The sequence below is a fragment of the Streptohalobacillus salinus genome (genome assembly GCF_003201605.1).
Lineage (GTDB): Bacteria > Bacillota > Bacilli > Bacillales > Amphibacillaceae > Streptohalobacillus > Streptohalobacillus salinus.
In genome coordinates this window covers 307590-324591 of sequence record NZ_QJJR01000002.1, presented here as the reverse complement: position 1 = coordinate 324591, position 17002 = coordinate 307590, and the positions used below count along the sequence as shown (strand labels likewise).

Annotated in this window: 11 protein-coding genes; 9 read left to right on the top strand and 2 right to left on the bottom strand. The window is 37.7% G+C overall.

The features are described 5' to 3' along the window. Window positions 1–288: 288 nt before the first annotated feature. Genes DES38_RS03040 through DES38_RS03030 form a run of 3 tightly spaced genes read left to right on the top strand, consistent with a single transcriptional unit; the run spans window position 289 to window position 2557 of the window. On the top strand, window positions 289–1602 hold the full coding sequence (locus DES38_RS03040) for an MBL fold metallo-hydrolase (protein WP_110250607.1): 1314 nt from the start codon (window positions 289–291) through the stop codon (window positions 1600–1602). A 5-nt stretch (window positions 1603–1607) separates the two neighbouring features. Continuing rightward, window positions 1608–1874 carry a DUF3006 domain-containing protein gene (locus DES38_RS03035; RefSeq protein ID WP_170114316.1) on the top strand — a complete coding sequence of 89 codons (267 nt, stop codon included), beginning with the start codon at window positions 1608–1610 and terminating at the stop codon, window positions 1872–1874. Window positions 1875–1882: 8 nt separating this feature from the next. Further along, window positions 1883–2557, top strand: coding sequence for a CPBP family intramembrane glutamic endopeptidase (locus DES38_RS03030; protein WP_245881945.1), 675 nt, complete (start codon window positions 1883–1885; stop codon window positions 2555–2557). 56 nt (window positions 2558–2613) lie between these two features. Here DES38_RS03030 and DES38_RS03025 read toward each other — a convergent pair whose 3' ends face one another. Next, window positions 2614–4149, bottom strand: a complete 1536-nt coding sequence (locus tag DES38_RS03025; protein WP_110250605.1) for a mechanosensitive ion channel — start codon at window positions 4147–4149, stop codon at window positions 2614–2616. Between the two features lie 293 nt (window positions 4150–4442). After that, window positions 4443–5513 carry a glycoside hydrolase family 16 protein gene (locus DES38_RS03020; RefSeq protein WP_110250604.1) on the bottom strand — a complete coding sequence of 357 codons (1071 nt, stop codon included), beginning with the start codon at window positions 5511–5513 and terminating at the stop codon, window positions 4443–4445. Between the two features lie 227 nt (window positions 5514–5740). On the opposite strand from DES38_RS03020, the gene DES38_RS03015 reads away from it, so the two are divergent. The 6 genes from DES38_RS03015 (at window position 5741) to DES38_RS02990 (ending at window position 16994) form a co-directional block, all read left to right on the top strand. After that, window positions 5741–8968, top strand: coding sequence for a hypothetical protein (locus DES38_RS03015; RefSeq protein ID WP_110250603.1), 3228 nt, complete (start codon window positions 5741–5743; stop codon window positions 8966–8968). A 12-nt stretch (window positions 8969–8980) separates the two neighbouring features. Then, the gene (locus tag DES38_RS03010) at window positions 8981–9343 is read left to right on the top strand and encodes a response regulator (protein WP_110250602.1); all 363 of its coding nucleotides are present in this window, start codon (window positions 8981–8983) and stop codon (window positions 9341–9343) included. Then, on the top strand, window positions 9336–12554 hold the full coding sequence (locus DES38_RS03005) for an ATP-binding protein (RefSeq protein ID WP_110250601.1): 3219 nt from the start codon (window positions 9336–9338) through the stop codon (window positions 12552–12554). Before DES38_RS03010 ends, DES38_RS03005 begins: the two co-directional genes overlap by 8 nt. Window positions 12555–12637: 83 nt before the next feature. After that, window positions 12638–14290, top strand: coding sequence for a response regulator (locus tag DES38_RS03000; RefSeq protein WP_170114315.1), 1653 nt, complete (start codon window positions 12638–12640; stop codon window positions 14288–14290). An 11-nt stretch (window positions 14291–14301) separates the two neighbouring features. Then, window positions 14302–15348, top strand: a complete 1047-nt coding sequence (locus DES38_RS02995) for a HEAT repeat domain-containing protein (protein ID WP_110250599.1) — start codon at window positions 14302–14304, stop codon at window positions 15346–15348. A 200-nt stretch (window positions 15349–15548) separates the two neighbouring features. Beyond that, window positions 15549–16994: a glycosyltransferase family 2 protein gene (locus tag DES38_RS02990; protein WP_110250598.1), complete on the top strand. Its 1446-nt coding sequence runs from the start codon at window positions 15549–15551 to the stop codon at window positions 16992–16994. The last annotated feature ends 8 nt before the right edge of the window (window positions 16995–17002 follow it).

Sequence of the window (17002 nt, the reverse complement as noted above, 5' to 3'; positions counted from 1 at the left end):
CCCCGAACCCAACAAATGACTCACTAAGAAGAGGCACTTACGTCAAGAGCACGCCGCAAGGCGGTGGCTAGTATAGCATAAAAATCAAGCATCCGTATCGATTAAAATAGTATAAGTATAGATTTTTGAATATATTGGGATATATTCAAAAAAGTTTATGCATTTGATTTTACAATTCAGGAAGTATTTTCTGTTGCCATTAGGCGATAAAAATTCTCACTAAACGCTAGATTAGCTCAGACTTTATGGTAAGATAAGGTTGATATCAAGAAAGGGAGATAATCACTCGTGAAAAAGCACTTTTTAATCATAATTGTCGTCATCTTGACGCTCGTTGGTTGTGGGACAACACCAGCAACCTCTAACGAACAAGAAGTTACTTCAAATCGAGAAGACATCAAAACATACAATGAAAATGTTGAGAGAAATGATCAAGAACGAAATACAGAGGATAACGAAAACGTCATCACTAATGATGCGCTCGAGAGAGACGAGACGCAACGCATAGAAGATGATGCTCAGCAAGAAAATCCAGATCGATTAGATGTCAAACCCATGCAGGTGCATTTTATAGATGTTGGGCAAGGTGACGCTACACTAATCAAATCGGGTACGCATACAATTTTATTTGATGCAGGGAATTGGAACAACCGTGATGCGATTGACTATATACATAACTTAGGCATTACACAACTGGATTTGGTAATTGCTTCACACCCAGATGCAGATCATATTGGTCAACTTCCGCTAATTTTTAATGAGTTAGTCGTTGATGAAGTTTGGATGAACGGCGTGGAATCAACATCACGTACATTCGAACGGACAATTGAATTAATTTTAGAAAAAGATATAAACTATCATGAACCAAATGTTGGTGAAGAAGCTCTGCTGGGGGATATGACGATACAAATCGTAGCACCGGTCAATCGTAAAAATGACGCAAATGAAGATTCATTGGCGATTAAATTAAGCCACGGAGCTATTAATGTGTTGTTGACCGGTGACGCAGGTGTTGCTTCAGAACAAGCAATGATTGAACATTTTGATGTAGAAAGTGAATTTCTTCAATTAGGTCATCATGGATCAAATACGTCAACGTCACTTGCGTTTTTACAAGCTGTTCAGCCAGAGGTGGTTGTAATTTCAGTCGGAGCAAACAATAGTTATGGTCATCCACATCCAGATGTACTCCATCGATTAGGTGAAGTTGGTACAGACGTTTATCTGACGAGCAAGCATGGCACGGTTGTATTTAGTTCAACGGGTGAGAGTTATCAGTTAGTTAGTGTTGATAATAAAGCATCTACAGAAGTGAATAGTGGTGAGATTAAGCAAGAAGAAGTAACTGAAAATCAACCAGCTAAACAGATAAGTCCTTCAGATGATGCTGGTAAGGCAAATGAAGTGGGGGCGGATTGTATTGATATAAATCAAGCCCCTTTAACAGCCTTAACTGCGATAAAACATATAGGTGAAGTTAGAGCAGAAGCCCTTGTGAACCTTCGTCCTTTTCAATCTGTTGATGAGCTTACGAGAATTAGCGGGATTGGTCCGAGTCGCTTGAAAGATATTAAAGCAGAAAATAAAGCATGTGTGAGGTGAATGGAATGATAATTGAAGCAATGATTGACCGATTTAGTGATAACAATCAAGCAGTGATTCTCGCCGAAAAAACGGGCAAAGAGTTTGTTGTACATCAATCAAAATTACCTGAAGGGGCAAAGCCTGGCGACTATTTACAACTAAAAGTCTCAAAAGAGGTACTCACTGAGATTACTTTTGACAAAATGAAGACAGAAGAAAGAAAAAGACAAGTATCATCAGCGTTTGAACGGTTGAAGCAACGCGAATCAAAGAGCATGTTTAGAAAGTAGGGGCTTAGGTGAGAAATCAACGACATCTAATAACGGCTGTGGTACTTATAGTTCTATTAATGGCCCCAGTGGATTTATGGTTAGCGCCAAACTACTGGATTAAATCTTTAGTTAAGATTTGTCTATTTCTTCTGGTGCCGCTCGGTTTAAATCGTTATTTTAAATGGTTCAAACTGCGAGAGTTATTGGTTTTTAAACAGAAAGGGCGCCGAACAATCATTGTTGGTAGCTTCATGATTTATAGCTTTATCATTATTGCTTACCTTACGCTAGGAAGATGGTTTGATTTTAGTGGTGTCACTGAAACATTAAACAAAACAATGGCCATTAACAAAGATAATTTTATTTTCGTTGCGCTTTATATACCGATTGTGAATGCGTTTGTAGAAGAATTTTTCTTTCGTGGTTTTTTGTTTTTAACTTTGAAGAAGACAGCACGACCTGCGTTTGCTTACCTATTTAGTGCCAGTCTATTTAGTTTTTATCATGTCGCTATTTTGACCAATTGGTTTTCTATTCCGCTGTTTCTATTGTTGGTGGGGAGTCTTATTATTGCAGGGCTATTATTCAATTGGATCAATGATAAAACAGGGTCGATTTATGCATCGTATTTTATTCATGCTGCAAGTAATTTAGCAATTAATACGATTGGTTTAGATCTATTTGGACTCTTACCATTCTAATACACAAAAGACCAACCTCATCATGAGGTTGGTCTTTGTTGTTATTTTAGGATAGTTTAAAATGATGTTGAATCTTGCTGATTTGTGTTTGCATCTTGTTCAACGTGAGTTGCTTCAACTTTTTGATCCCATTTCTTCAGGTACTTACTGGCTGTTTCACGCCCACCTAAACCGAAGGCTAAACCAAAGGCTAAAGCGAGCCCACCTAAGATGAGAATGAAGGCAGCGTTAACTATTGTATCAGCAACACCGAGTTGATTAAGGGCCATAAAGACAGCTAAAGTAATAATGCTGTATTTTGCGACACTAGCAAGAACATGACTTAATGCGCCATTTAACATGGATGAGACAATTTTCTCGACAAAGTGACCAAGGTAGAAAGCAACTGCTAAAATAACCACTGCAGCAACAACATGTGGTAGGTAAGCAACAATTGCACTAACGAGACCAGCAAAGAATGCGAGTTCTACGACTTGTAGCGCTTCGCCAACAAATAAAATGATGACAATAACTTCTACAATCATTCCGACAATATAACTGGCACTGAAACGACCGGTGCTGCCAGAATGTTTATTAAGTCCTAAATGGCTCATAATATTGTTAAAACCAATACGGGTCAGTAATGAATCAACAAGTTGTTTAAGCCAACGTGCTAACCATACCCCAACGACAACGAGTAGGATGGCCACGGCAATGTTAGGTAGAATCGCCATGATATCATTTAGCATGTTTATAGCTGGTTCACTGATTCCACGAACATTTAGTTGTTCAAGTGCTGAAATCGTTACAGGAATCATAATCAGAACAAACAATACAGTACCTAGTACATCAGCCAATGTTGTGCCATCTAATAATTTACTTAAGCCTAATTTATCGGCCAATTTTTCACTACCGACACCTTTTAAAAAGCTGGTTAGTAAGGCACGTAAGATTTTAGCGACAAACCAACCAACAACAAAGATAAGTGCTGCTGCAAAGAGTGTTGGAATGAAGTCTAAAATAGAATTAACCATGCTCATAAACGGTTGAGCAATACCAGTTAAGTCTAATGTTGTGAGTATTGCTGGTAAGAAAAGTAACAACACAAAATAGAAAACCAATGTTGCAATGACGTCAATAATTTTATCTTGATTTCTTCCCTCTTCCTCTAAACCAACTTTATTCAATGTTTGTGCGATCGGTAATTTTTTACCGATCTTCTTAATTAAGAAACTGAGTGTTTTGGCAATAATCCAGGCGACGGCAAATAATATAATTGCCATAATAATGCTCGGGATAATCGCTAGGAAATCACTAATCATGTTTGCGAACGGTTGGGCAATGAAGTCTAGACTGAGTAAGTTTAAGAAAACGACAAAGACAAACACCATAATAAACCAAAAGACAAACTGACTAATGATCTTTTCGGAGTTATACTTTTTATCACTCTCACCCTCCGGCCCTGCGAATAATTTATTGTCAAAATCTGTTTTGAGTAAGGCTTTCTTGACCAGCCCTGCAATAATGGCAGCAATTAACCAACCGACGAGTAAAACGAGAATCGCAATTAAAAAATCAGAAATTTGATCGAAATAATACCAGAAATCTTCCATGTTCCATCTCTCCTTTTTATTTTTTAATAGGTTGTACTAACTAACAGTACCCGTACGAATTAGAGATTAAACAAAGTTGGAATTTTTATGGATTTACTCTCGATGATATTAAAGCAAAAACACGTGTAACGCATGAAACCAAGATAATGAAAACAAGGGAGCGGACTGACATAGTAACGAGCTAAGGTTAAAACAGAGATAGAGATTAAGGTGTGGTTAGAGACATCTTCAATAGAATGGTTGCGTTTCTCGATGGATTACATCTTTAGTTCTAGAACAGGCGATTAATGTTATTAATATCTTATCCACTCAATTTCTAAGGTTTGATTTTCACTTGGTGGTATACCATCCAACCAACTTGGAAACCAGGTATTAACCATAAGATGCATCGGCTCTTGTGAAAAACCATCCTTCCACGAGGCGAATAATTGATCATCAATGTAAAAGGAAACTTCATCGGGATAATAATCAATCCGGTAGTTATGAAATGTTGCGGTAGGATCAAACGGTAATGGTGCTTTGGCCTCATGCTGGACTGAGCCACCGGAGTATGTCGTGAAAAGAACATCAGCTTCCGGTTGGTTGAACACCTCAATGTCAATTTCATGATGAAAATCAGGTGCTTTGTATAAGAAGAAGCCAGTGATAGACGATGGCGCATGAGGTAATTTCATTCGGATTTCATAGGACCCATAATGGACGAGGTCAAGGGTTTGGATTTCTCCTCCGTTTAGGGTATTTTCTGGCATCGTAATGGTTAACAAATCATTCTTAATGTCTACTCTTTCTTCACTTAAATGCGTTCGTCCTAAGGTACCCTCACGACTAAACCAAATGCTCTCGTCGATTGTTTCAAAAGTTTCAAGGGTTTGATATAAGCGAAAAGCTTCGTTTGATTCGAACGTCGCCAAGCGATTAGATGTGTCTGTGATAGGGTTGCTGTCCCATAAAGAAAAAACTGCAGAATAAGAACCTGAGATCAAAGGATCTGTTGATAAATCTTCTAAGATGGGTGTTAGTTGGACGGTCCGTTCATCCGTTGAGTTCATCGATATTTCTGTCAAGGGGATATCAAGCCATTCGCCTAAAGGATTTTGCAAACTTAGCCCAAGCCAAAGCTCTGTTTCAAGCTCGGAATGATTAACTATTGTAACTGAAACATCCAGTGATTGATTGGGAGCGTAACTATCTAGAACGAATACAACATCTTTAATTTCAAGTGGATTACCCGTATCAGAAGGTGAAGATGACCTGCCAATGCCTGTCAGTTGAATAACGATAACGACGGTGAGAATAAATCCGGTGCTACTAACAATAAAAATACCGATTGTACGCTTATTTAGATGGGTTAAATGCTTAAACAAGATTGATCACACCTTATCCTGGAATTTGTCGAAATGAAAGAGAAAAATCTGACGATTATGATACAATAAATAGGACTAAGACTATTTGATTAAGGGAAACCAATACTATATAAAGGATTACAAGGTGTAAATAGTTTAACACATTTATTGCGCACCTGTGAGAGGTTATTTTGAAATGAATTCATATATTAATAGATATTAAATTCGAACGATAAGGGTGATGGATGATGAAAAGAAAGTTGATTTATTTAGGTTTAGTTCTAATAGTTGTGCTATTATTTTTACCTTACTTGTTGTGGCAAATCAAATCGGATCAATCTCTGGATGTGTTGATTATGGACAACACGGTACCAGACCAAAGCTACCGCGAACACAAAGGAATCATCTGGGGTTTAAATCACTACAAATACGTAAAGGGAAACGATGAAGCTTATGATTTAACTGCGGATTACCTCGGTTTTCATCCGCAAGAAAATGAAGGTTATGACGTTACGACGATGCAGGAGACTGAAGTATCAGCGTATGATCTAATTTATATCGCTGACACTTATGGGGTCTATGAAGAAGAGTTTTATGGAGAGAATCAAACCGGAGAACGATCTGAATTAATTTATGGCGGCCTTACCCTTGATGACATGGGGGCTATTGAAAAAGCAGTTTTTCAAGATCAAACGCCGCTAATTGCTGAATTTAATAGTTTTGCAAGTCCGACTGAAACTCAAGCTAGAGAGCGTTTCACTTCACTATTGGGAATTAATTGGGACGGATGGATTGCGCGCTATTTTGCAACTTTAGATCCAGAAGAAAATACAGAGATACCGATCTGGATGGTTGAAAACTATCAACAACAAACTGGAGAAGATTGGGATTTCACTGAGGCGGGTCTTATTTTTGTTAGAGATGATGATTTTATTGTTGTTTTGGAAGAGGGTGAAGATTTTAACGGTGAAGAAGTTAGCTTTTCTTTCACCGAAGATGGTGAAAGCTATTTTAATGAATCATTAACCTCGCGTTATGCTTATTGGTTTGATGTGATTGAAGCAACAGATGCAGAAGTTTTGGCGAATTATACCCTGGGTTTAACTGAAACAGGGGAAACACGGATGCGTGAATTCAATATCAGTAACACGATACCTGCAGTCACGCGTATGACGTATGGAGAAACGCCGCTGTATTACTTTGCTGGTGATTACGCTGATTTAGACACCACGCCATCTTTTCATCGTTACCTAGGTCTAGATTGGCTTAATAAAACACGAAGTCGCTTGCAACGGGGGGGATCACAGGCGTTTTATTATCGGGCGTATCTCCCAATGCTAGAGACCATACTAGAAGAAACATATACAGACAGGCATACGAGTAACCAAAGTGAAACTGAAAACATGACTTTATATGAAGACGAATCGATTACTTACCATAGTCGTGTAGGTGAAAATAGCCTTGAAATATATCATGATGGAAACTGGGAAGCGATCACTGTGCGAGGTGTGAATATGGGGATGGCGAAAGCTGGTCATTGGCCCGGTGAAGCATCGATTACTTTTAATGAGTATTCACGGTGGATTGAGCAAATTGCAGCGATGGGTGCCAACGCCATTCGGGTCTATACCATTCATCCACCTGAATTTTATCAAGCGCTCTGGCTTTATAATCAAGAAGCTGAAACGCCGCTTTACCTAATGCATGGGGTATGGATTGAAGAGGAAGGATTAGAAGACACACTCGATGCTTATTTACCTACACATATAGAAGCGTTTGAACAAGAGATGAAAGATGTCGTAGATGTAATTCATGGTAATGTGAGCTTAGAAATGAAACCTGGTCATGCTTCTGGTGACTATCAATATGACGTCTCACCTTATGTTCTAGGTTTTGTATTAGGGATTGAATGGTACCCATTAATGGTGGACGCGACTAATGATATTCATGCGGCATTACCTGAATATGAGGGGACTTATTTTACGACAGAGCATGCGAATGCCTTCGAGAAATGGTTGGCAGCAAGAATGGATACCTTAGCGAACTATCAAATAGATCAATACCAAACGATGCATCCAATTAGTTTTACTAACTGGCCAACAACCGATTTATTTGATCATCCTTCAGAACCATTTTTTGAAGAAGATTTAGCGACAGTAAATCCGAATAACATATATGCAAAAGATAATTTGAAAACAGGTTATTTTTCTAGTTACCACGTCTACCCTTACTATCCAGATTTCTTGAATTTCGAACCAGCCTATGTAAACTTTATTGACCATCGTGGTGAACCAAACAATTATGCTGGTTATTTGAATGATTTGATTGCGGCGCACCGGATGCCAGTGTTGATTGCGGAATTTGGTGTTCCGGCTTCAAGAGGATTGACGCATGAGAATCCATTCGGTTGGGATCAAGGCCACCACACTGAACAAGAACAAGGTGAAATTGTCGTGCGGTTGTTTGAGGATATTATCGAGCAAGGGGCTATGGGGGGATTGATGTTTACTTGGCAAGATGAATGGTTTAAACGGACATGGAATACGATGGATTTGGATAATCCTGAAAGACGACCTTATTGGTCTAATGTTCAAACGAATGAACAACGCTTTGGTTTGTTAAGTTTTGAAACACATAAAAAACCCGTAGATGGTGTGATTGATGAATGGAAGGATACAGCGTCTGTCGCAACGAAAGATAATGGATTGCTGCGCGAGGTATCGATTGACCATGATGAAGCCTATCTCTATCTGATGATGGAATATGAACCAGATCAATACACAGATGAAACGGATATCCAAGTCCTGTTAAATACGATTGACCAACAAGGAAATCAATCCATTCCATCACTTGAAGACGTCACATTTGATGTAGGCATTGATTTTATGATTGAACTTCCAGCGGAAGGAGAAGGACGGATGCTCGTTGATAACTATTATGATTCATTTTATTATCAATACGGCTATGAAGCGAACTTCCTTGAGGATAATCAAGCCATTGAAAACAATGACGGACAATTCAACCCAATTCGATTGGCATTAAATAAACCATTAACGATACCATCCACCGGTGAATCACGAAGTTTTGATTATTATGAAACGGGTTTACTAAGGGAAGGAATAGGAAATCCTGAGGAGCCTAACTATGATGCATTAGCTGATTACTTTATCAATCAATCAGACGGTATTATTGAAATGCGCATTCCTTGGATGTTATTAAATATGAAAGCACCCGGTCAAAAAGAAATAATCGGCAATTTTTGGACGGACGGTATATCTGCATCCGTTACCCTTGATGCGCTTGAACTCACTGTTGTAGCAAGTGAAAATCAACAAATGATTGACCAACTACCTGCAGGTACTGCCGAGCAAGCTGTTTGGGCTTCATATACATGGGATAACTGGGATTTACCTATCGTTGAGGAGCGATTGAAAGAATCCTATGGTATTATTCAAGATTATTTAACTGATAATTAAGGGGGCTTATTTGTGAAAAAGATTTTAGTTGTTGATGATGAATTGGTCTTAAGAATGTTGATTGTAGATAGCTTAGAAGATTTAGGTTATCCGATAACAGAAGCAGAAAATGGTCACCAAGCACTCAAATTAATTAATGAGAATCATTATGACATCATTATTTTAGATTATATGATGCCGGGGATGACAGGGATCGAGTTACTTGATCAACTCGATCCAACGCGGATGAAAAAAACATCAATAGTGATGTTAACCGCTAAAACTCAAGAGAAAGACCAGGATCAAGCGAAGGGTGCAGGCGTAGATGTGTTCATGAAGAAACCTTTTAGTCCACTAGCGCTTTACGATTTAATAGAGGAGCTTTTACATGGTTAATATGTTGAAAAAGCCTGTGAAAATAAAACGAAAATTTTACACAACGGCAAGCTTGATACTAACAGCGATTGTCCTTATCACCGTGATCGCATCAGTTACCTTGATTCGCAACCAAGAAATTATTTCACAAAGGTATGAAGAAACTACAATTAAGCATAACGCAATAAATGATTTAGAAAATAGTTTGACCCAAGTGTTATTCCGTGCAAGGGGTTACTATGCTTTCCAAGCTGAATATGAACTAAACTTACTAGCTACCCAATTAGAAGCGTTTGAGGAAAACATTATTTATTTTAGCACCCTTGATTTATCAGCAGAAGAACTTGAACTAAAAGAAACGCTCGAAACCTTTTATACCAATTACACTGAAGAGATTTTGCCATTAGCGATTGGCTATGTTGAAGCGGATAATTATGCAGCCCTTCGTGAACTGTCGAGTACGGGGACCAATGCAGAAGTTAATCGGTTTCTAAATTACACTCAAGCATTTAATGAAGAATCAGCTGCTGAACGTGAGGCAATCTATCAAGATACGTCACGACTAATTTCACAGTTTACCTTCGGTTTTATTTTGGTAGGCTTGGTTAGTTTTATTCTTATAATAATTATGGTCAGTCGTTTATTACGGTCAATTATTTCGCCGTTACTCATACTGAATGCAGCGACAGTTCAAATGGCTGACGGTAAAGCAATCGAATTAGCGCCGCATTTTAAATTGGAGGAATTAGATAATCTTGCCCAATCATTTCAGCATATGGCTGTTAACGTGCAAGAAAAAGAATCAGAACTTGTCGATCAAAATGCTAAGTTAATGGCCCAACAACAAGAATTGCAGGCTAATCAAGTACAATTACAAGACTATGTAACTGAAATTGAACACATTAAGCGCGCATTAGACAAATCTGCATTGGTTTGTATTACGAATGATAAAGGTATTATTATCAGTGCAAATGAGAAATTTTGTGAGACTTCTCAGTATAAAGCAGAAGAATTACTAGGTAACACGACCCGAATATTAAAGAGTGGCTATCAATCAAGTGATTTTTATGATGAGATGTGGCATACGATTGAAAAAGGTAAGATTTGGACAGGTAAGCTTAAAAATGAAGCAAAAGACGGCTCGCACTACTGGATTAATGCGACGATTGTACCGTTTCTTAATGAGTCTGGTTATGCTTATCGCTATATCCTAATCGGAATCGACATTACTGAGAATAAACAAAATGAACAAAAGCTGAAAGTCCTATTATCGGAGACGCAAAAAGCAAAAGAAAAAACAGAGAATTACAGTAATTTAAACAAAGAATTAACCGTTACAGTTAACCGTCATGAATTTCTAACACGTGTCTTCACTTACTTTAATGGTGCATTTTCATTTGACAAAGGTATTTTAGTTAGCGTTAAACAGAAGCAATATGCTGAAAAAGGAATGTCTGCTTCCCATGCCCAACAGTTTTTAGAAGAGGATTATATCCAAGAGATGCTGATACGTTTAAAATCAGAGCATTTCTTTGTAATCAAACGGGAAATCACACCAGCTGAAACCGGAATGGCGGAATCAAGCAGTTACAGCTATGATCTCTATGCCGCAGTTGTTGATGATGATGGTGAAGTCGAGTTAGTCTTTGCGATTACCCGTATAGGTCATCCCTTTACGAATGACGAGGTCTCAGAAATTAATGTACTGATGGGTCAACTATCTGTCGCTTTAAGTCGGATCAATATTTATGAAGATGTTCAACATGCGCGTAGTTTAAACGAAAGCATCATTCAAAATGTTAATGAAGGCCTCCAACTTGTCTCGCTTCACGGTGAATTGTTGCAAGCAAATGATAAATTGTTAGAATTAGTTGGGATTAAAACCAGCTATCAGAGGTACGGAAAAGATCAGGAAAAATGGATCGATGATTTTTCGAAGCAGTGCCAAGATCGTGAAGAAATCAAACAATTTTATAATGAAACCATTGATCCTGATTTTAAAGATATGAAATCTATTCGCTGTCGTACCAATGGATCAAAACCGCGCTACATTCAACTTTATGCATCACCTGTTTTGTTAGACAATGAAAAAACAGGAACAATTTTCGTTTATCGTGATATAACGAAAGAATATGAAGTTGATGAGATGAAGTCAGAATTAGTTAGTACGGTGAGTCACGAGTTAAGAACACCGCTATCAAGCGTTTTAGGTTTCACTGAAATGTTACTTGTCAAAGAATTAAAACCCGAAAAACAAAAAAAATACCTTGAAACGATTTATAAGGAAGCGAAACGTCTTACCGCATTAATCAATGATTTCTTAGACGTTCAACGAATTGAATCAGGAAAGCAAGAATATCAGATGACTAATGTTGTATTGAACCAATTGATTATGGAAGTTATTAATGGCTTTAAACACGAGCATGCTCATGCGATATACTTACGAGATGAAGCTGTTGTTACACAAGTATGGGCAGATTATGACCGTTTGATTCAACTCTTTACAAACCTGATAAGCAATGCAGTGAAGTTTTCTCCTGAAGGCGGTAAGGTCGCGATTCGAATCCGTAACACAGCAGATGAAATTATCGTTAGCGTAACTGATGAAGGGATTGGCATTCCTGAGAATGAATTAAAGCATATGTTTACTAAATTTAAACGTATCGATAATAGTGCCAGTCAAAAAATTGGTGGCACAGGATTAGGTTTAGCCATTAGTAAGGCAATCGTTGAAGCACATCAAGGTAAGATCTGGATAGAATCCGTTGAAAGTATAGGTACATCTGTGCTATTCTCCTTGCCAATCAATGATAATAGTGATCAACCGGATCAATTGATTAGTAAGCATCAAACTAACACGTTAACGACCAAGGGAAACGTCATGTTGGTGGAAGATGATATTAGCTTTGCTCTACTGTTATCTGAATCCTTAAAACAACATGGGTTTAATGTGCTCCATTATCTAAGTGGTCAAAATGTACTGGCGTTGGCTGAGGAAATTTCATTCGTTGCCATTGTAGTTGATCTTGTCTTAGAGGAATCAATGTCTGGATGGGATTTAATTAGAGACTTAAGCACACATGAGAAAACAAAGTCAATACCAATTATCATTTCATCTGCGATTGATAAAACGACTCAGGGGTTAGAAAATTATCCCATCCATGATTATCTGGTTAAGCCATATTCACCACAAGTGCTTACCGATATAATGTTAACACTCGACAAAAAATAAATTGATCACGGGGTGCAACGTGTAAAGATGAAAAGAAAGTAAAACTTTAATAAAGTGAAAACGAAATGTGGGAGGGATGCGCTTTGGATAAAGAAAAATTACAAGCACTCATCACTAAAAGCCAACGGCAGTTCTTAGTAGAGAAAAATGACGAAATAAATCACATATCACGTAGAATTCTATCCTTTGCTTATCAAGAAAATGACGAAGATTTTGATGTGCTATATCAGTTTTATCATCGTGTCAAAGGCACTGCCGGCACGTTAGAATTAGCTGATATTTCACGGATAGCCGCAGAGTTAGAAGCATTGTTCCAGGATCATCATCAAGCAATGAACGATAGAGATGACCTATTGGCGCAGTTGTTTAAAGAAACAGGGAAACTGTTTAATCGAATTGAAATGGAGCTTAATCGCTTTCTGTTAATGGAGCGCGCGCCCTTAGATTCTGAAAAAACAATCGATCGCAAACACGCAAACTTAGGAAAAGTTCTTGTCGTGGATGATGACATTAGTATGCTTAGTTACTTAGAAGAATTATTGAAAAATCAAGGATTTGAAGTTTTTATTACCGATAATTCAAAAGAAGCAATTGAACATCTCCAGTCGGTCCCTATTGATCTTGCCATTATGGATCTTTTGATCGCCGATACTTCTGGTTTTGATATCCACCAGCACATGCTAGATTTAAATATTGATGTACCTGTTATTTTTCTGACAGGGCTGAATAGTAAAGACCTTAAATATAAGGCGTTACGTTCAGGAGCGGACTACTTTTATCAGAAGCCAGTGGACCCTGAAGAATTATTAGCTAGGGTTAACGGGGTGATAAAAAATAAACAAACCAATGATTCGTTAAATCATAAAGATGAATTAACGGGTGCATTGACGAGAAAATACTTTGTTAAGCGATTTGAAGATGAAAAACAACAATTTTTGAAAACAAATCAATCCTTTGCGGTAGCTTTTTTAGATCTTGATAAATTTAAACAAATCAACGACCGATATGGTCATATGTTTGGTGACGAGATTTTAGTTGGATTTGTTGAGGTTGTGAAGGGTGAATTAAGTGACAACGGGCAAGTGTTTCGATTTGGCGGTGACGAATTCTTAATATTAATCCCTAATAGTAATGGAGAAGCTGCAAAATTAATGATTAACAACATTCGTTCAGCACTCGAGCAAAAATCATTCACTCTTCCTGGCAAAGCAGATGATGTGACCATCTCTTTTAGTTCAGGTATTGCTGTTTTTAATCAGCAAGACATGACCAAAACAACACTGTTAGAAGAAGCAGATAAGGCCTTATATGTTGCGAAGGAAAACGGCAAAAATCAGACTGTGCTACAAGAAGATACGCAGAGTATAACTGAGAAACGTATTTTAGTTGTTGATGATGAGCTCTTACTAGCCAATATTATTAAAACACGTTTAGGTTATCTCGGGTATCAAGTTGATTACGCCAAGGACGGCCAAGAAGCATTAGTTAAACTTGCTGAAAATCCATATGATTTGATGTTACTCGATATCATGTTGCCTAAAGTAACCGGCATTGAGGTTTTAAAAAAACTTAAAACAGTCAGTGTTCGTGTTAACCTGAAAATTATTATGATTTCTGGGAAACGTAGTGAATCAGCAATGTTAGAGAGTTTACGGTTAGGAGCAGATGATTTTCTCGAGAAACCATTTTCGTTAGATGTGTTAGAGCATAAAATCAAAAAAATCTTAACAACATAAGGTGATAACTAATGATGAGACAATATATATGGACTTTACTAATCGTCATGCTGATCATTAATGTCGTCATTTTTGTCTTTTTACTTATAAAAAAGACGGCAATGAAAATGATTAGAATCAAAAAAGAAAAAATCAGACAACGCTATGAAGCAGAGTTTTTAAATTTTATCACGAATCAAGACAGTGATTTTACCCTTGATCCTAAAACCTATTTAGAGAGGAAAGTATTGCAGTCAATGATCCTTGATTACGGTTCATTTATCTCTGGAGCGACTAAAAGACATTTGTTAGAACACATTGGGAAAGATTTGGTTGTGACTAAAGTAAAGCGCCATCTGAAAAGTAGAAACATGTGGAAAAGAAAGACAGGTACTTTTTTAGCAGGAGAGTATGAACTAGGAGAGATGACACCACAATTACTCCGCCAATTAAAGACACCTGATAATGAATTGCTTTTTGTTACGGCGCGAAGTCTAATTAAGATTTCAAATGAGCTATATCTGAAAGACATTTTAATCGAAGTCGCTAAGCGAGAACGCATGACAAAAAACAACGTCTTATCCCTCATCGATTTGGTTCAAGGTGACATTATTGAGACGTTAGAAGCAGTTATGTACTCAGGAAATACGTTCCTACAAATGATTGCCTTAGAGGAAATTGGAAAAAGACAATACCAAGAAAGTGTCAAGTGGATCAATGAAATGACCCAGCAACCTCAAAAAGAATTACGGATTGCAGCACTAAAGGCAAGTTATTCATTAGGGAATATCGGAAATGATGAATACCTATCTCACATTATGGCACTTGAAAACGATACTGCCTGGGAAGTAAGAGCTTTTTTAGCAAAGTTTTTAAGAAAGGTAAACACCGATAAATCAATTGATATTTTAACGCGGTTAATGAGCGATGAGAATTGGTATGTGCGTCATAACGCTTCCGAATCATTACTCAGTCATGATGAAAAAGGTCAAATAGCGTTGTTGCGTTTGTTAAATGCAGAAGACCGCTTTGCGAGAGATGCTGCGAATGCTGTTTTACAAAGAGAGGCATTGAACTAGCTAATTAATCAAGAATGATGAAAAAAGTGAGTATGAAACGTTGCTTGTGCACCCAAGAGCAATACGTTATCTAGAATGAGTGACATAAGCGAGTTCCAATGAGCAAGATAACTCAGCGGAGTGAAATATCGAAAACAGAAAGGAGGCAGGCTGTCTCCTCCCATGTGAATATACACGGGTCTCCGACAACCTAATACACGATGAACTTACTTACAGACTCTTTAGTGGTGATTGTTAACCAGTTTAATTATTTTGTTCTTTACTACATGATTTTCATTAATACAATATACACCTTACTCTTTTTCGTTTCAATTCGCGCACTATATATTGATCGTCAACGAAAAAAGTATTGGTCTTATGAGGATATGGTGGCTTCCAGTTACACTCCACCCCTATCTATTATTGTGCCTTGCTATAATGAAGCACTAACAATTGTTGATAATGTGAAGGCATTGTTAAGCTTAGAATATAGTGAGTTTCAATTAATTATCGTAAATGATGGATCTAAAGACAAAACATTAGAACATTTAATAGAAGAATTTAAACTTGAGAAAATAGACATGCCCTATCGGAGAAAAATCGAGACAAAAGAAATTGAAGGTATTTATTTATCATCAATCTTTGACAATATTGTGATTGTTGACAAAGAGAATGGCGGTAAAGCAGATGCATTAAATGCAGGGATTAATATTGCAGAGTACCCAATTATTACAGCCATTGACGCTGACTCAATCATCGAGCGCGATTCGCTTGCAAAAGTCATTCGTCCCTTTGTTGAGGATCCGGAAGTCATTGTTTCCGGGGGTGTGGTAAGGCCGGTAAATGATTGTGTTGTTGATAAAGGATTTATTGAATCGGTGCATTTAAGTAAAAATAATTTGGTGCGATTCCAAACAGTTGAGTACCTACGCGCCTTTCTGTTTGGACGTCTGGGTTGGGGAAGTTTGAATGCTCTCTTGATTATTTCGGGTGCATTCGGTTGTTTCAAGAAGAGTGTTGTTATAGAGGCTGGTGGATACACGGAAGATACCATTGGTGAAGACATGGAGTTGATCGTTAAGATTCACCGAAAAATGCGTGAAGAAAAGAAGCGATATAAAATTGTTTTTGTACCTGACCCGGTTTGTTGGACACAAGTACCTGAAGAGCGCAAGATTCTAAAAAGTCAACGAAAACGCTGGCATAAAGGGCTAATGGATACTGTATTAAATCATAAACGGATGATATTCAATCCGAAATATGGAACCGTCGGACTGTTAGCCATGCCTTATTATTTTCTCGTTGAGATGCTTGGTGCGCTGATTGAAATTGTTGGCTACCTTTCATTTATTTTATCGTTTTGGTTAGGCATCATTAGTTTTGAGTTCTTTCTGATTTTTCTTGGAGTTTCACTATTATACGGCGTGTTTTTATCAAGTAGCGCAATTCTCTTGGATGAATACAACTTTTCTAAATACAAAGGCATTGGCGAATATTTGTTGCTGATGTTGTATAGTATATTAGAGAATTTTGGCTACCGTCAATTAGTGGCTTGGTGGCGTTTTACGGCTTTCTTTAGTTATCGACGCAAGAACAAATCTTGGGGAGAAATGACCCGTTCTGGATTTAGCCCCCAACAATCAACGTCAAACAAAAAAACAAGATAGGTGCAAGA

Excerpts from the sequence above, each read along its gene's own strand:
- DES38_RS03005 (WP_110250601.1), top strand. The coding sequence starts at position 9,336 with ATGGTTAATATGTTGAAAAAGCCTGTGAAAATAAAACGAAAATTTTAC.
- DES38_RS02995 (WP_110250599.1), top strand. The coding sequence starts at position 14,302 with ATGATGAGACAATATATATGGACTTTACTAATCGTCATGCTGATCATT.
- DES38_RS03025 (WP_110250605.1), bottom strand. The coding sequence starts at position 4,149 with ATGGAAGATTTCTGGTATTATTTCGATCAAATTTCTGATTTTTTAATT.
- DES38_RS03015 (WP_110250603.1), top strand. The coding sequence starts at position 5,741 with ATGAAAAGAAAGTTGATTTATTTAGGTTTAGTTCTAATAGTTGTGCTA.
- DES38_RS02990 (WP_110250598.1), top strand. The coding sequence starts at position 15,549 with ATGAACTTACTTACAGACTCTTTAGTGGTGATTGTTAACCAGTTTAAT.
- DES38_RS03035 (WP_170114316.1), top strand. The coding sequence starts at position 1,608 with ATGATAATTGAAGCAATGATTGACCGATTTAGTGATAACAATCAAGCA.